The 15,894-nt window shown below is 74.5% G+C and carries 14 protein-coding genes and 1 pseudogene; all 15 read right to left on the bottom strand.

What is annotated here, in order from left to right:
• Window positions 1-1,099 (bottom strand): aminotransferase class I/II-fold pyridoxal phosphate-dependent enzyme (locus VFW24_17745; GenBank protein HEX5268612.1); only part of this gene is annotated, 1,099 nt, incomplete at its 3' end.
• Complete coding sequence (gene hflX, locus VFW24_17740; GenBank protein ID HEX5268611.1) at window positions 1,096-2,370, bottom strand: GTPase HflX; 1,275 nt, start codon at window positions 2,368-2,370, stop codon at window positions 1,096-1,098. The genes VFW24_17745 and hflX, both read right to left, overlap by 4 nt.
• A complete protein-coding gene (dapF, locus tag VFW24_17735; protein HEX5268610.1) occupies window positions 2,367-3,182 on the bottom strand; it encodes a diaminopimelate epimerase in 816 nt (271 codons plus the stop codon). The genes hflX and dapF overlap by 4 nt, the downstream gene beginning before the upstream one ends.
• Window positions 3,179-4,102, bottom strand: coding sequence for a tRNA (adenosine(37)-N6)-dimethylallyltransferase MiaA (gene miaA / locus VFW24_17730; GenBank protein ID HEX5268609.1), 924 nt, complete (start codon window positions 4,100-4,102; stop codon window positions 3,179-3,181). Before miaA ends, dapF begins: the two co-directional genes overlap by 4 nt.
• Window positions 4,103-4,122: 20 nt before the next feature.
• Window positions 4,123-5,502: a tRNA (N6-isopentenyl adenosine(37)-C2)-methylthiotransferase MiaB gene (gene miaB, locus VFW24_17725; protein HEX5268608.1), complete on the bottom strand. Its 1,380-nt coding sequence runs from the start codon at window positions 5,500-5,502 to the stop codon at window positions 4,123-4,125.
• Between the two features lie 107 nt (window positions 5,503-5,609).
• Window positions 5,610-5,867 (bottom strand): annotated as a pseudogene (locus tag VFW24_17720) (stage V sporulation protein S).
• 153 nt (window positions 5,868-6,020) lie between these two features.
• Window positions 6,021-7,070 (bottom strand): recombinase RecA, encoded by a 1,050-nt coding sequence (gene recA / locus VFW24_17715; GenBank protein ID HEX5268607.1) that lies wholly within the window; start codon window positions 7,068-7,070, stop codon window positions 6,021-6,023.
• 166 nt (window positions 7,071-7,236) lie between these two features.
• Window positions 7,237-7,749 (bottom strand): 2'-5' RNA ligase family protein, encoded by a 513-nt coding sequence (locus tag VFW24_17710; protein HEX5268606.1) that lies wholly within the window; start codon window positions 7,747-7,749, stop codon window positions 7,237-7,239.
• Between the two features lie 22 nt (window positions 7,750-7,771).
• The gene (locus VFW24_17705) at window positions 7,772-9,013 is read right to left on the bottom strand and encodes a competence/damage-inducible protein A (GenBank protein HEX5268605.1); all 1,242 of its coding nucleotides are present in this window, start codon (window positions 9,011-9,013) and stop codon (window positions 7,772-7,774) included.
• Window positions 9,014-9,041: 28 nt separating this feature from the next.
• Window positions 9,042-9,620: a CDP-alcohol phosphatidyltransferase family protein gene (locus VFW24_17700; protein ID HEX5268604.1), complete on the bottom strand. Its 579-nt coding sequence runs from the start codon at window positions 9,618-9,620 to the stop codon at window positions 9,042-9,044.
• Complete coding sequence (locus VFW24_17695; protein HEX5268603.1) at window positions 9,620-10,876, bottom strand: MiaB/RimO family radical SAM methylthiotransferase; 1,257 nt, start codon at window positions 10,874-10,876, stop codon at window positions 9,620-9,622. The genes VFW24_17700 and VFW24_17695 overlap by 1 nt, the downstream gene beginning before the upstream one ends.
• Window positions 10,877-10,895: 19 nt before the next feature.
• Window positions 10,896-11,246, bottom strand: a complete 351-nt coding sequence (gene queF / locus VFW24_17690) for a preQ(1) synthase (protein HEX5268602.1) — start codon at window positions 11,244-11,246, stop codon at window positions 10,896-10,898.
• An 89-nt stretch (window positions 11,247-11,335) separates the two neighbouring features.
• A complete protein-coding gene (gene thrB / locus VFW24_17685) occupies window positions 11,336-12,190 on the bottom strand; it encodes a homoserine kinase (protein ID HEX5268601.1) in 855 nt (284 codons plus the stop codon).
• 12 nt (window positions 12,191-12,202) lie between these two features.
• On the bottom strand, window positions 12,203-14,419 hold the full coding sequence (locus tag VFW24_17680; GenBank protein ID HEX5268600.1) for a DNA translocase FtsK: 2,217 nt from the start codon (window positions 14,417-14,419) through the stop codon (window positions 12,203-12,205).
• A gap of 310 nt (window positions 14,420-14,729) precedes the next feature.
• Window positions 14,730-15,894, bottom strand: a 1,165-nt coding sequence (locus VFW24_17675; GenBank protein ID HEX5268599.1) for a ribonuclease J, incomplete at its 5' end; no start/stop codon positions are given.

The raw sequence follows: 15,894 nt of genomic DNA, 5'->3' as shown, positions 1-15,894 counted from the left end.
GGTCGTCGGGTGCGACGAGCGCCACCCGTACGTGGGCGGCGGCGGCGACACCGTAGAACTCGCCGGGGCTCACGAGGGCGCCGCCCTCGGCGGCCAGCCGCTCGGTGAGGGCCCAGGCCGGGTCGCGGCCCTCCGCCGTCTCGGGGGCGCGGGGCCACAGATAGAAACCGCCCCCGGGCAGGGTCACCGGCGTCCCGACCGCCGCCAGCACCTTGGCGAAGCGCTCGAGGCGGCCCCGGTAGCGCTCCCGCTGCTCGTCGACGTGGCCCTGGTCGGACAGGGCCACGACCGCCGCCGCCTGCACCGGGCCGGGCACCATGAGCCCGGCGTGCTTGCGCACCTCCGACAGGTAGTGCACGAGATCGCCGTCCCCGGCGTAGAAGCCCACCCGCGCCCCGGCCAGGTTGGAGCGCTTGGACAGTGAGTGGACCGCCACCACCCCGTCGAGGCCCCCGGCCAGGACGGTGCGCGGCGGCCCGTCCCAGGTGAACTCGGCGTAGCACTCGTCGCTGAAGACCGGGATCCCGCGGGCGCGTCCCCAGGCCGCCGCCGCCTCCAGGTCGTCGAGCTGCCCGGCGGGGTTGCCGGGCGTGTTGACCCAGAGGAGCAGGGCCCGGGCGGCGTCCTCCTCGGCGACGGCGTCGAGGCGGAGGCGCCACTCGGCGTCGACCGGGACCGCGACCGGCCGCAGGCCCGCCAGCACCGCCCCCATCCCGTAGGTCGGGTAGGCCACCGCCGGATGCAGCACGGTGTCGCGGTCGGGGCGGCGCAGGCGCATCCACTGCGGCGTCGTGGCCACCAGCTCCTTGGTGCCGACGCAGGCCGCCACCGAGGCCGGGTCCACCGCCACCCCCAGGCGGCGCCCGATCCACTCCGCCGCCGCGGCGCGCAACGCCGGGGATCCGACGGAGGTCGGATAGCCCCGCTCGGCGCCGGAGCGGGCCAGGGCCTCGACCACGGCCGGAGGGGGCGGGTCGCACGGCGTCCCGACCGACAGGTCGACGACGCCGCCCTCGTGCCCCGCGGCCAGGGCCCGGGCCCGGTCGAGGCGGTCGTAGGGGTAGGCGGGCGGGACGAAGCCGACCCCGCCGCCGCTCATCCGCTCCCCTCCCGGACGGGGGCGAACTCCGAGAAGCGGGCCCGCCCGACCCGGTCCAGCCGGGCCAGCACCCGGGTGGCGCCCTCCCCCGGGCCCTCCTCCAGGACCTCGCCCTCGCGGTGCACGGCGGCCAGGACGTCCCCGCGCTCGTAGGGCACGAGCAGCTCCACCACCGCGGTGCGGGCCCGCAGCCGGTCGGCCACGGCCTCGGTGAGGGCGTCGAGCCCCTCCCCGGTGGCGGCGGAGATGGCCACCGCGCCGGGATGGAGCTCGGCCAGCCGCTTGGCCTCGGGGGAGAGGTCGGACTTGTTGAACGCCAGGAGCTCGGGCACGTCCCCCGCCCCGATCTCGGCCAGGACCGTGCGGACGGCGTCGATCTGGGTTTCCGGATCGGCGGCCGAGGCGTCGACCAGGTGCACCAGCAGGTCGGACTCCGCCACCACCTCGAGGGTCGAGCGGAAGGCCTCCACCAGCTGGTGGGGGAGCTTGCGGACGAACCCCACTGTGTCCGAGACCAGCACGGTCTCCCCACCGGGCATCTGCAGCCGCCGGGTACGCGGATCGAGGGTGGCGAACAGCCGGTTCTCCACCAGCACCCCGGCGTCGGTGAGGGCGTTGAGCAGGCGGGACTTGCCTGCGTTGGTGTAGCCGACGAGCGAGACCGACGACAGGCGACCCCGCTGCCGGCTCCGGCGCTGCGTGCGGCGGGTCCGGGTCAGCTGCCGCAGCTCGTCCTCGAGGCGGCCGATGCGACGCAGGATGCGCCGGCGGTCGACCTCGAGCTGGGTCTCACCCGGGCCCCGGGTCCCGATGCCGCCGGCCTGCTGGGACAGGTGGGTGCCCCGCCCGCGGAGCCGGGGCAGGCGGTAGCGCAGCAGGGCCAGCTCCACCTGGGCCCGCCCCTCGGGGGTGCTGGCGTTCTGGGCGAAGATGTCGAGGATCACCGCCGTCCGGTCGATGGCGGTGCGTCCGAGGATCTTCTCGAGGTTGCGCTGCTGGGCGGGTGACAGCTCCTCGTCGAAGACCACGGTGTCGGCATCGACGTGCTCGGACACGTCGTGCAGCTCCTCGGCCTTGCCCCGGCCCACGTAGGTGGCGGGATCGGGGCTGGCGCGGCGCTGCACCACGCGGGCCGCCACGTCGGCACCGGCGGGGGCGACGAGAAGGGCCAGCTCGTCCAGGCCCGCCTCCACCTCGTCGAGGCCGCTGACCGGCATCACCACCCCGACCAGCACGATCCGCTCCCGGAACCTCCGGTCGATCAGGGTCAAGGGACGGGTACCTCGACCTCGCACACGAACTGGGCGGGCCCGGTCAGGACCAGGTCCCCGCCGTCCGGTCCCTCGAAGCCCACGTGGACCCGGCCTCCCGGATTCACCACCTCGACCGCGTCCCCGACCAGCCCCCAGTCGCGGAGCACGGCCGCGACGGCGCAGCTGCCGCTGCCGCAGGCCTCGGTCTCGCCCGCCCCGCGCTCCCAGGTGCGGATCAGCACGACCCCCGGCGCGGTCACGGCGGCAAACTCCACGTTGATCCCGCCCGGCACCCGCGACTCCTCGGCCCGGCCCTCGGCCCCGACGTCCACGGCGGTCGGGTCCGGCACCAGCACGACGAGGTGCGGGTTGCCGAGGTCCACGCGCCGGCCCCTGCGGTCGGGTGACTCGGTGGCCTGCTCGGGGCCGAGCACGGCCCGGCCCATGCCCACGCTGACCTCGGCCCGGCCGTCGGGGCCGGTCGGCCCCACCCGGGCCCGGCGGAGGCCGGCGGCGGTGGCGATGGCCAGGTCGGGGCCCACCCCCGCCCCGGACAGGACCAGGGCCTGGGCCAGGCAGCGCAGGCCGTTGCCGCTGGTCTCGGCCACCGTGCCGTCGGCGTTGCGCAGCTCCATGCTCCACGACTGCGGGTCCGGCCCCGGAGTCGCCCGGATCACCCCGTCGGCCCCCACGCCGCGATGGCGGTCGCACAGCGCCCGCGCCCATCCGGCGTCCACCGGGTGGTGGCCCTCGAGATCGATCAGGACGAGGAAGTCGTTCCCGAGACCGTGGTGCTTGCGCAGCCGGGCGGTGGCGGGCCGGGCGGTCATCCCCACCAGTCTCCCAGCCCGGCCGCGATGGCAGCGACCGCTTTCCCCGGCCCCTCGGCGCCGCCCGCCGGCACCCATTCGACCCGGGGGTCGCGGCGGAACCACGCCTGCTGGCGCCGGGCGAAGCTCCGGGTCCGGCGGACCGCCTCCGCCACGGCCTCCTCCCGCCCCAGGCGGCCGGCCAGGTGGGCCAGCAGCTCGCGGTAGCCGAGGGCCTGCCGGGCCGTGCGGGACAGGCCGGCGGGCCGGGCCGCCAGGGCCGCCACCTCGTCGAGGAAGCCCACCGCCATCTGGCGCTCGTAACGCCGGGCGATGCGCTCGTCGAGCTCGGCCCGCTCCACCTCGAGCCCGAAGATCCGCACCGGCCGGGGCGGGTAGGCCTCCAGCCCGGGGCCGTAGGAGGAGAAGGGCCGCCCGCTACCGATGCAGACCTCGAGGGCCCGGAGGACCCGGCGGCGGTTGGTGGCGAGCATCCGCCCCGCCGCGGTGGGGTCCAGCGCCGCCAGCCGGTCGTGCAGGGCCGGGACCCCGCCGCGGTCGGCCTCCTCCTCCAGAGCGGCGCGCACCTCCGGCCACTGGCCGGGGATCTCCAGCTCGTCCACCACGGCCCGGAGGTACAGCCCGGTGCCGCCGACGAGGAGGGCCCGGGCCGGGCGCTCCGCCACCTCGGCCAGGGCGGCGGCGGCGCCGGCCTGGTAGCGGCTGACCGAGAACTCCTCGGAGGGGTCGGCCACGTCGACCAGGTGGTGGCGGATCGCCTCCCGCTCGGCCGAGGTGGGCTTGGCCGTGCCGATGTCCATCCCCCGGTAGACCTGCATGGAGTCCACCGAGACGATCTCCACCGGGCTCCGGCCCCCTCGGCGGGCCAGCTCCATCGCCACCTGCGACTTGCCCGATGCGGTGGGGCCGACCACCGCCACCGCCCGCAGAGGGGGCTCGCTCAGGAGGCCGTCACCGGGATCAGGGACCGGCGCCGCCCCGGCCGCGGGCCCGGGCCGACCAGCTCCCCGAGGAGATGGTGAGGGGCGGCGGCGGTGACGAGAACCTCGGCCGACGATCCCGATCCGAGCACCCCGGTGGCATCGGAGAAGTGCACCAGCTTGTTCTGCCGGGTGCGCCCGGTGAGCACGCTCGGGTCCTTGCGGCTCGGGCCCTCGACCAGCACCCGCTCCCGCCGGCCGATCCGCGCCCGGTGGCGGGCCAGCGCCGAGCGCTCGACGACCACCTTGAGCCGGGAGAACCGTTCCGCCACGACCTCGGGATCGACGAAGCGGTCGGTCATGGCCGCCGCCTCGGTCCCGGGCCGGGGCGAGAACACGAAGGTGTAGGCGCTGTCGTACTCCGCCGCCGTGACCACCTCCAGGGTGGCGGCGAAGTCGTCCTCGGTCTCCCCCGGGAATCCCACGATGATGTCGGTGGTCACGGCCAGGTCGGGCACGCGCCGGCGCGCCGCCTCCAGCTTCTCGAGGTAGCGGGCGGCGCGGTAACCCCGGTGCATGGCGGCCAGCACGGCATCACTGCCCGACTGCAGAGGCAGGTGCAGGTGCTCGCACACCGCCGGCGTCTCGGCCATGGCGTCGATCACCTCCGGGCGCAGGTCCTTGGGATGGGGACTCGTGAACCGCACCCGCTCGATGCCGCCGACCTCCCCCACGGCGTGCAGCAGCTCGGCGAAGCGGGGTCTCGGCCGGTTCCCCCCCTCCCTCCCATAGGAGTTGACGTTCTGTCCGAGAAGGGTGACCTCGACCACTCCGGAGTCCGCCAGCCCCTCGACCTCGGCGACGATCTCGTCGAAGGGCCGGCTGACCTCCCGGCCCCGCACCGCCGGCACGATGCAGAAGGCGCACGAGTTGTCGCATCCGATCTGGATCGTCACCCACGCGGCGTGGGGCAGGTGGCGCCGGACGGGAAGGGCGGGGGGCAGCTCCCCGGAGTCCTCGACGATCTCGACGACCGGACCCTCCTGGCGGGCCCGGCGCAGGAGCTCGGCGGCGGCCCCGACGTTGTGGGTGCCGAAGACGACGTCGACGTGGGGGGCCCGCTCCCGGATCAGGTCGCGGTCCTTCTGGGCCAGGCAGCCGGCCACCGCGATCTGCATCTCCGGGCGCTCCCGGCGCAGGGCCTTGAGGGCGCCGAGGTGGCCGTACAGGCGGTCGTCGGCGTTCTCCCGGATGCAGCAGGTGTTGAGCACGACCACGTCGGCGTCGGCCGGGTCGTCGGTCGGAACCATCCCGTCGGCGGCGAGCAGCCCGGCGATGCGCTCGGAGTCGTGCTCGTTCATCTGGCACCCGAAGGTGCGCACGAGGAACCGGCGGGTCACGCCTCCAAGGATAAGGGGGCCCTGCTGCCGTCTCCGTCGCGTGGGACGGCGTCCCTGTCACGCAGGTCCACGACGCTCCGGGTGGCCGGGGGGCCGGCGTGGGCGGAGCGGTCCTCGATCGACAGGCGGAGGGCGGTACGGCTCTCCCCGTCGATCTCGACGTCGACGAAGGTCGGGACGCAGACCACGTCCATCCCGGACGGCGCCAGGTAGCCGCGGGCGATCGCCACCGCCTTGATGGCCTGGTTCAGGGCGCCCGCCCCGACCACCTGGACCTCGACGGCGCCGTATTGGCGGACGACGCCCGCCATGGCGCCGGCGACCGAGCTCGGCACGGATTTGCTGGAGACCTTGAGTACGTCCATAGCCGGCCCCTCGTCTCCTGGGTCCTCTCGTGCCTCGGGTCTGTCAGGCACAAGGTTCGACGCCGGCCCGGTGCCTCCTGCGCCGGAAGGGGACATTTCGGCCCCGGCCCCGAACGCTGAGAGTGACAGCGGGGCCGGGACCGTGGACGTGCGTCAGTCCCCGATGAGGATGGGCTCGTCGTCTCCGGCGCCCTCCCCCAACCGGACGTCGATGACGGGGCCGCCGATCCCCATCTGCTGGTGGATCTTCTCGTTGATCTCCACCATGACCTCGGGGTGCTCGGTCAGGAACTGCTTGGCGTTCTCCCGGCCCTGCCCGAGCTGCTCACCCTCGTAGGTGAACCAGGCGCCCGACTTCTTCACGAAGCCGAGGTCGACGGCCACGTCGAGCAGCGACCCCTCCCGGCTGATCCCCCGGCCGTACATGATGTCGAACTCGCTCTGCTTGAACGGGGCGGAGCACTTGTTCTTCACCACCTTCACCCGGGTGCGGTTGCCCACCACCTCGGCGCCGTCCTTGATCGACTCGATCCGGCGGATGTCGAGGCGGACCGACGAGTAGAACTTCAGCGCCCGACCACCCGGTTGCGTCTCGGGTGAGCCGTACATCACACCGATCTTCTCCCGCAGCTGGTTGATGAAGACGGCGACGGTGTTCGACCGTGAGAGGCTGGCCGTCATCTTCCGCAGGGCCTGGGACATGAGCCGCGCCTGCAGGCCGACATGGCTGTCCCCCATCTCGCCCTCGATCTCGGCCCGAGGGGTCAGCGCCGCCACCGAGTCGATGACCAGAACGTCGAGCGCCCCCGACCGCACGAGCGTGTCGGCGATCTCCAGCGCCTGCTCACCCGTGTCGGGCTGGGAGATCAGCAGATCGTCGACGTTGACTCCGATGGCGGCCGCATAGATCGGATCCATGGCGTGCTCGGCGTCGACGTAGGCGCAGATGCCCCCGTTGCGCTGGGCCTCGGCCACGACGTGCATGGCCAGCGTCGACTTTCCACTCGACTCCGGTCCGTAGATCTCCACGATCCGGCCTCGGGGCAGGCCACCCACGCCGAGGGCGATGTCCAGCGCCAGAGCGCCGGTGGAGACGACCTCGATGGCCATCGAGGTCTTGTCCCCCATCCGCATGATCGAGCCCTTGCCGAACTGCTTCTCGATCTGGCCCATGGCCATCTCCAGAGCCTTCTCTCGTTCCACCGCTCCTCCTCGAGAATCTCCCCGGGGGTCCTCGCCTCCGGGCGTCGATGGCGCTGAACCTACGGACGGGGTGTGACACCGACCCCCGCCCGAACCACATCCGTGTAACGACACGAGTGTAGTTCCGAACACCTGTTCGGGTGGTGGACCTCAGGGCCTCAGGGCCTCAGGACCCGGCGACGCCGAGGGCCCACCGCCCGACAACCTCGTACCGGCTGCCGGTCCGTCCGGTGGCGCTCGAGACCAGGGTCACCTCCGGGACCGGCCAGGACGAGGACGCGGGCCGGCCCACCAGGGGCCGGAGATCCTCGGGGCGCCGGGCCCGCGCCAGGGTCAGGTGCCCGTGGAAGGGCCCGGGCCGGGGCGGTTGGCCCAGGTCGGCGGTGGCCTCCACCACCGCGCCGGCCAGGTCCTCCAGCCCGGCCACGGGCGCCTGGAGCACCCCCCTGCCGAGGCGGGCGCGGGCCGGCCCCATCTCCGCCCGGACGGGCGGCCCGGCGGGCAGAGCCGACCCGAGGCGGGAGGCCACGGCGCCGGGCTCGGCGTCGCCCAGGAAGCGCACGGTCACGTGCCACTGGTCGGGCCGGGTCCAGCGGACACCGGGCAGAGCGGGCCGGGGCAACGACGAGAGCAGGTCGACGGTGGCGGCGTCGGGCCACACCGCCACGAACAACCTCACCGCGTCGCCCCGGCGCGGCCGGTCAGGGAGCGGGCAGGCGCCGGCGGACCTGGTCGAGCAGCGAGATCGTCGAGAACTGGCGCACCCGGTCCCGGTCGCCCGGCAGGTGGACCTCGGTGGCCTCGGGCTCCTCCCCCGGGAGCGCCAGCCCGAGGAAGACGGTGCCGACGGGCCGGCCCTCCTGACTGTCGGGCCCGGCCACGCCGGTGGTGGCGAGACCGACGTCGGCCCCGGTCAGGCGGCGGACGCCCTCGGCCATGGCCCGGGCGGCCTCGGCGGTGACCACCGGGCCCCTCGGCACCCCGAGCACCGCGTACTTCACCTCGCTGTCGTAGGCGACGACCCCGCCCTTGAACCAGTCCCCCGACCCCGGGACGTTCACCAGTCGCGACGCGACGAGCCCGCCCGTGAGCGACTCGGCCACCGCGAGGGTGAGGCCTCCCGCCAGGAGCCGCTTGCCGACCGCGTGCTCCATCGACTCGTCGTCGACCCCGAAGACGAGCTCCCCGAGGATGGCGCGCAGCTCCGCCTCCTCGGCGTCGAGCAGAGCGAGGGCGGCGGCGCGGTCCGGCGCCTTGGCGGTCACCCGGACCTTGATCCCCTCGATGCCGCTCGCCAGGAAGGCGATCGTCGGGTTCCCTCCCCCCTCGTCGAGGGCCTCGAGCCTCGGGGCCACGACCTCGGCCAGCGTGGACTCGGCCAGGCCCCACGTCCGCAGCGTGCGCGAGATGATCACCGCCGGCGTGCCCGAGCGCCCCTGCAGGTCGGGGATGATCGCCCGCTCCACCATGTCGGTCATCTCGTGGGGAACGCCGGGAACGGCGTAGACCACCTTGCCGCCGACAGGGCAGATCAGCCCCGGCGCCGTGCCGCGCGTCTGGGGTATGACCTCGCCGCCGTCGGGGACGTCGGCCTGACGGGCGTTGTTGGCGGCCATCTCCCGGCCCCGCGCCGCGAACATCTCCTTGATGCGCGTGAGGACGTCCTCGTCGCGGTGGAGCCCCACCCCCATCACCGCTGCTATCGCGTCGCGCGTGATGTCGTCCTGGGTGGGGCCGAGCCCGCCGCACACGATCACCGCGTCACTGCGCTCCAGCGCCAGGCGCAGGACGTCGACGATCCGGTCGAGGTTGTCACCCACCTTCATCTGCAGGTGGGAGTCGATCCCGGCCTCGGCCAGGGCCTGGCCGATCCAGGACGAGTTCGTGTCGACGATCTGGCCCAGCAGCAGCTCGGTGCCGACCGCCACCACGGCGGCCCTCACGCGCCGACCGCGCCCTCGGCCCCGTCCCTCACGACGTCACGGCGCGGAGGTACTGACGCCCGGTCCACAGCGACAGCGCCACCGCGATCCACAGCACCGTGGTGGCGAGGATCAGGTGCCGGGGGGCCAGGGGCGGCAGAACGGCGAACCCGACGGCGGTGTCCTGGGCCAGCGTCTTCAGCTTGGCGGGACCGGTGGCCGGCACCGAGATGCCCTTCCGCCCCAGCCGGGCGCGGTGCACGCTGATGACGAGCTCCCGCGCCGCGATCATCGCGACCGGGGGCCACCAGAACGCCCCGGTGGCGCAGAGGGATATCAACGATCCGATCACCAGGAACTTGTCGGCCAGGGGATCGAGGAAGGCGCCGGAGCGGGTTGCGCCCATGCGGCGGGCCACCCAGCCGTCCATCACGTCGGACAGCGCCAGCGGGGCGCCGACGGCCACGGTGACCCAGGACGGGCCGCGCGTGACGATGAGGGCTATGAACAGCGGCGTCACGAGGAAGCGCGCCGCCGTCAGGGCGTTGGCCGGCGTGGCCAGCGCCGTCGGGCCGAACCACGGCACCGGCGCCGCGCCGGGGGGGAGCTGACGCGCGACCCGCGCCACTACGCCGCCTCCGCCGCGATTGCTTCGAGATCGGGTCCGGCGGCACCGACGGCCACCACCCGGGCGAACGAACCGGTCGGCAGATGCCCGGGAAGGCGCACGATCCCGTCGATCTCGGGGGCCTCCCGGTGGGACCGGCCCCGGCCCGGCGCGTCGACCAGCACGTCGAGGGGGCGGCCGACCAGATCGGCCCGGCGGGATGCGGTGATGAGATCCTGGGCGGCGCCGAGCTCGGAGAGCCGCTCGAGGGCCAGGGCACGGTCCACCTTCCCGTCCAGGCCGGCGGCGTGGGTGCCCTCCTCCTCCGAGTAGGAGAAGAACCCCGCCCAGTCCAGCTGGGCCTCCTCGATGAACGCCAGGAGGGCGTCGTGGTCCTCCTCGGTCTCCCCCGGGTAGCCGACGATGAACGAGGAGCGGAACACGGCGTCGGGCTCCCGGCGGCGGATGGCCGCGACCCGCTCGAGGAAGCGGGCGCCGTCCCCCCAGCGGCGCATGCGGCGCAGCAGCGGCCGGGACACGTGCTGCAGCGAGAGGTCGAAGTACGGCACGCCCGTGGCGCAGACCGTCTCGACCAGCCGGTCGGTGAGCTCGGAGGGATAGAGATAGAGGAGGCGGGTCCGCGCCACGCCGGCCGCCACCGCCGCCACGAGATCGTGGATGGCGCCGGGCCGGCCGATGTCCCGGCCGTAGGACGCCAGGTCCTGGGCCACCAGCACGACCTCGGAGACGCCGAGAGCCTCGACCTCGGCCAGGATCGACGGCACCGGGCGGGAGCGCTGGCGTCCCCGGAAGCTCGGGATGGCGCAGAAGCCGCAGGCCCGGTCACACCCCTCGGCGACCTTGACGTACGCCCACGGGGCCGACGCCGGGGGCCGGGGCAGCTCGAGGAGGTCGAGGCCGGCGGCGTCCCCGTCCCGGCGGGGCCGGGCCCCCAGGGTGACCGGTACCCCGAAGCCCGCCACCAGGTCGGCCTCGGGCAGGGCGGCGGCCAGCTCCGACCCGTAGCGCTCGGCCAGGCAGCCGGTGACGACCAGCCTGCTGCCGTCCCGCCGGCGGTCGGCCAGGTCGAGGATCGTGTCGACCGACTCCTGGCGCGCCTCCTCGATGAAGGCGCAGGTGTTCACCACGATCAGGTCGGCGTCCTCGGGACGGCGCGCCGGCACCAGGCCGTCCGCCACGATCGTTCCGGTCAGCTTGTCGGAGTCGACCTGGTTCTTCGGACAGCCGAGGGTCTCGACCCAGTAGGACCCGGCCACCACCTAAATCTACGGGCTGTCAGGGATGGGCCGCCTCGACGACGGTGTGGATCCCGCCCCGCACGTTCCAGTCGGTGCGCACGGTCATGCGGCGGGGCGCCAACGCCGCCACCAGGTCGTCGAGGATCCGGTTGGTGACGTCCTCGTGGAAGGCGCCCTCGTCCCGGTAGCTCCACAGGTACAGCTTGAGCGACTTGAGCTCGACGATGGACCGGTCCGGCACGTAGGTGACGGTCACCGTGGCGAAGTCGGGCTGGCCCGTGAGGGGGCACACGCAGGTGAACTCCGGGCTCTCGCAGAGGATCTCGTAGTCCCGGCCCGGGTGGGGGTTGGGGACGGCCTCGAGGTCGCGGCTCGGGGCGCTGGGCACCAGGTGACGCTAACGGCCGCAGGCGGGGCCGGGGCCCCCGCCCTGCGGAGGAGCCGGGGCGTAGGGCACCCGGCGGGCGATGTGACGGGCTAACCCCCCACCACCAGGCCGGACCGATCCGCCCCCAGGCGCAGGGCCCGGCCCGGGACCCCGTGCTCGGCCAGGAGCAGGGCGGCCGCCTCCCTGATCCGTTCGGCGTCGGACTCGATGCAGAACGCCAGCAGGCTGGGACCGGCGCCCGACCAGCACGCCGCCCGCGCCCCGGCCGCCACCAGCCCGTCGAGGAGGGCGCGGGCCTCGGGGAAGAGGCGGCCCCGCTGCTCCTGGTGCAGGCGGTCGGCGGTGGCCTCCGGCCGCAGCCGGCCGGCATCGGCCAGCCCGGCCAGGAGCAGGGCCATCCGCCCCAGGTTGAAGGCGGCGTCACCGTGCCCGATCTGTGTGGGCAGGGCGGCCCGGGCCTCGGAGGTGGACAGGCGGCGGTCCGGGACCAGCACCACGAACGCCAGAGCCGGGTCGAGCGGGAACGGGACGCAGACGGTCTCGGTGTCGAGCACCGTGGCGGCCACCAGCCCGCCGAACACGGAGGCGGCGGCGTTCTCGGGGTGGCCGTCGTGGCGGGCGGCGATGGCGAGGGCGTCCTCGGGGCCGGCGCCGGCGGCCCCGGCGGCGGCGGCGGCCAGGGCCGCCGAGGAGCCCAGCCCCCGGCCCACCGGTATGGCCGAGCGGACGCGCAGCCGGAACCGGTCGTGGCCCAGGACCTCGGCCGCCACCCGGGCCGCCAGGTGGGAGCGGTCGGTGGGCAGCTCGGCCCCCTCCCCCTCGGCGTGCACCTCGAGGGCCGGGGCCGCCTCGAGCTCCACCTCGACGTGGAGGTCGACGGCCAGAGCAAGGGTGTCGAACCCCGGGCCGAGGTTGGCGGAGGAGGCGGGAGCCCGCGCGTGCACGGCGGGCGCGCTCTAGACGCGCTCGGCTTCGAGCTGGTCGAGCTCCCCGACCGTCATCAGCACGGCGCGGGCCTTGGACCCCTCCGAGGGACCGACCACGCCCCGGCGCTCGAGCAGGTCCATCAGCCGGCCGGCGCGGGCGAACCCGACGCGCAGCTTGCGCTGCAGCATGCTCGTCGAGCCCAGCTGCGACCGGACGACCAGCTCCATGGCGGTGTCGAGGAGATCGTCGTCGTCCCCGTCGTCAGGCGACCCCGCGCCGGAGCGACCCTCGTCGTCACCCTCCACCCCTTCGACGTACTGGGGCTCGGCCTGCCGGCGCCAGTGCGCCACCACCCCGCGGACCTCGGCCTCGCTGATCCATGGCGCCTGGATGCGGCGGGGCACGCTCGATGACGCGGTCAGGAGCAGGAGATCGCCTTTTCCGATCAGCCGCTCGGCCCCGGGCTGGTCGAGGATGACCCTCGAATCCGCCAGCGAGGAGACCGAGAACGCCAGGCGCGACGGGATGTTGGCCTTGATCACGCCGGTGATCACGTCGACCGACGGCCGCTGGGTGGCGATGACCAGGTGGATGCCGACGGCGCGCGCCATCTGGGCGATGCGGCAGATCGACTCCTCCACGTCGCGTGCCGCCACCATCATCAGGTCGTTGAGCTCGTCGACGACGACCAGGATGAACGGGAGGCGGGCGGGCTCGGCGTCGTCACCGGGAGCGGCGGTCAGGTCCCCCCGGTCGTAGGCCTGGTTGTAGCCGGTGATGTCACGCACCCCGGCCTCGGCCAGGAGGTCGTAACGGCGCTCCATCTCGTGCACCGCCCACGACAGGGCGTTGGCGGCGCGCTTGGGGTTGACCACCACCTGGGTGAGCAGATGCGGCAGACCGTTGTACTGGCCGAGCTCGACCCGCTTCGGGTCCACGAGGATCAGGCGCACCTGCTCGGGCGTGGAGCGCATGAGGATGCTCGACACGATCGAGTTGATGCAGGACGACTTGCCCGCTCCCGTAGCGCCGGCGATGAGGATGTGGGGCATCTCCGCCAGGTTGACCATGATGGCCCGGCCGGCGATGTCCCGGCCCATCCCGACCTCGAGGGGATGGGTGGCGCGGCGGGCGTCGTCGGACCGGAGGATGTCGGCCAGGGACACCAGCTGGCGTTGGCGGTTGGGCACCTCGACGCCGATGGCGGAGCGGCCGGGGATCGGGGCCAGCAGCCGCACGTCGGGCGCGGCCATGGCGTAGGCGATGTCCTTGTGCAGGCTGGTCACCCGGGCCACCTTGACCCCGGGGCCCAGCTCGAGCTCATAGCGGGTGACGGTGGGGCCGACGGTCATGCCGACCAGCCGGGTCTCCACCCCGTGGGCGGCCAGGGCGTGCTGCAGCGACTGGCCCCCCGCCTCGATCTGGCGGCGGTCGAGCTCCTGGGCCGCCGACGGCTTGAGCAGCGACGGGGACGGCAGCTTCCACGGCACGGGGCGCCCGGCGGGGCCGAGGTCGATGCTGAGCTGCCGGCCGGGCCCGGCCTCGGCCGGCCCCAGGTCCGACGCCGGCACCGCCTCTTCCGGCTCGGGCTCGAGCGCATCGACCCCCTCCTCGGCGCCCGCTTCGCCGGCGTCGAGGGGATGCGCGGCCAGATCACCGTCGGGAGAGAGGTCGGCCGGGATCTCCCCGTCGGGGGGCTCGCCGGCAGCCCGGGCCCCGGCCGCGCCGGCCAGGCCGGCCATCGCCCCGGCCATCCGGCGCCCCGCCACCAGCGCCGCCCGCCCACACCACCGGGCCGCCGCCGCCACACCGTCGGCGGCGGAGCGGAGGGAGGTGGCGGTGACGATGAGCGCCGAGAGCACGGCCGCAACCAGGAGGACGGCGGCGGCGCCCCAACCCGCCAGCCCGGCCCGGAGACCCTCGGCCCCGAGGCCACCGAGCCAGCCGCCGTGCCCGCGGAGCCGGGCCACCGGGACCGACAGCCGCCCCGGGCCCCCCGCCAGGTGGGCCAGACCGGCCACCGCCACCAGACCGAGGGTGGTCCCCACCGCCACCCGGGCGGCGGTGTGCCCACCGTCGTGGTCCCGGAGCAGGCGGAACCCGAGCCAGCCGAAGGCGGCGGGCAGCGGGTAACGGGCCACCCCTAGGGCGTCGGCGAAGCCGGTGTCGAGGGCGCGCCCGCCCGGCCCCGACAGCCCGAACCAGGTGCCGAGCCCGGTCACCACGGCCAGCACGAGAAGGGCCACCCCCGCCGCCTCCCGGCGGTGGGCGACCAGGCGCGACCAGATGCCCGTGGCCCAGGCCGGGGTCCGGTGGGTGCGCGACGACCGGCGCGGGCGCGAGCCTGCGGATCGTGATCGGGGCCGGCCGGAGGGCGGGCGTCGGTTGCTCCCCGTCGTCCGCCGGCGGGTCGGGGAGGCGCGCCGCGTGGTTGTCACAGCAGCCACAACCGTAACACCAGCCCCAGGAGGCCCGAGGCACCGTTGTCGTCCTCCCGCCGGGTCCCCTACGCCCCGGCTCCTCCGCCGGTCGGGGCCCCGACCCCGCCGGCGGCCGTCAGGCCTCCATCACGACCGGCACGATCATGGGCCGGCGGCGGGTCCGCTCGTTGACCAGCCGGCCGATGGCGCCGCGGACCAGGCGCTTCACCGCTTCGGGCTCCGACGCCGAGCCCTCGGTCACCGCCTGGGCCACCGCCGCCCTCACCACCTGCCGGGCCTCCTCGAGGAGGGGCTCGGCCTCCGGAGCGTGGACCCAGCCCCTGGTGATGATCTCGGGACCGGTCAGGATCTCCCCCGAGCCGACGTCGAGGGCCACGATCACGACGATGACCCCCTCCTCGGCCAGGACCCGACGGTCCCTCAGGACCCCGTGGCCGACGTCGCCGACGATCCCGTCGACGTACAGGTAGCCGGCGGGGACCCGGCCCCCGAAGTCGATCCCGTCGTCGGACAGGGTGACCACGTCCCCGTCCTCGCAGAGCAGCACGTTGGACCCCGGGACCCCCATCTGCCGCGCCAGCTCGGCGTGGTGGTACATGTGGCGGTACTCGCCGTGGACCGGGATGAAGAACTCGGGCCGGGCCACCCCGAGCAGGGTCTGCAGCTCCCCGCGCATGGCGTGGCCGCTGACGTGGACCTCGGCCAGCCCCGAGTGGATCACTTCCGCCCCCCGGCGGTGGAGGTCGTCGATCACCCGGCTGACCGCCGACTCGTTGCCGGGAATGGCGTGGGCGCTGATGATGACCACGTCACCCTCGGAGATCTTGAGCCGCTTGTTCTCCCCGGCGGCCATCAGCGCCAGCGCCGACATCGGCTCCCCCTGGGAGCCGGTCGAGATGACGCACACCCGGCCGGGGTCCAGCTCGTCGACCTTCTCGATGTCGACCAGGGCCTCGTCGGGGATCTCCAGCAGGCCCAGGCTGCGCGCCAGCGCCACGTTCTTGGCCATCGACCGGCCGAGTGTGGCCACGACCCGACCCGTGGCCAGGGCGGCGGCCGTCACCTGCTGCACGCGGTGAATGTGGCTGGCGAAGCACGCCGTGACCACCCGGCGTCCGTCGTAACGCCGGAACAGCTCGCGCAGGACCGTGCCCACGTCCGACTCGCTCCTGGTGTGGCCCGGCTCCTCGGCGTTGGTGGAGTCGGCCAGCAGCAGCCGGATACCGGGACCCGACGACAGGGCGCCGATGCGCGACAGGTCGGTGCGGCGCCCGTCGACG

It is taken from the genome of Acidimicrobiales bacterium, assembly GCA_036273495.1.
In the GTDB taxonomy this organism is placed as follows: Bacteria; Actinomycetota; Acidimicrobiia; order Acidimicrobiales; family JAJPHE01; genus DASSEU01.
The sequence above is the reverse complement of the archived record's forward strand: the minus strand, read 5'-3'. Positions and strand labels throughout refer to the sequence as shown.

What these genes read in the sequence shown, in the direction of transcription:
- dapF (HEX5268610.1), bottom strand. Translation starts at nt 3,182, where the DNA reads ATGACCGCCCGGCCCGCCACCGCCCGGCTGCGCAAGCACCACGGTCTC.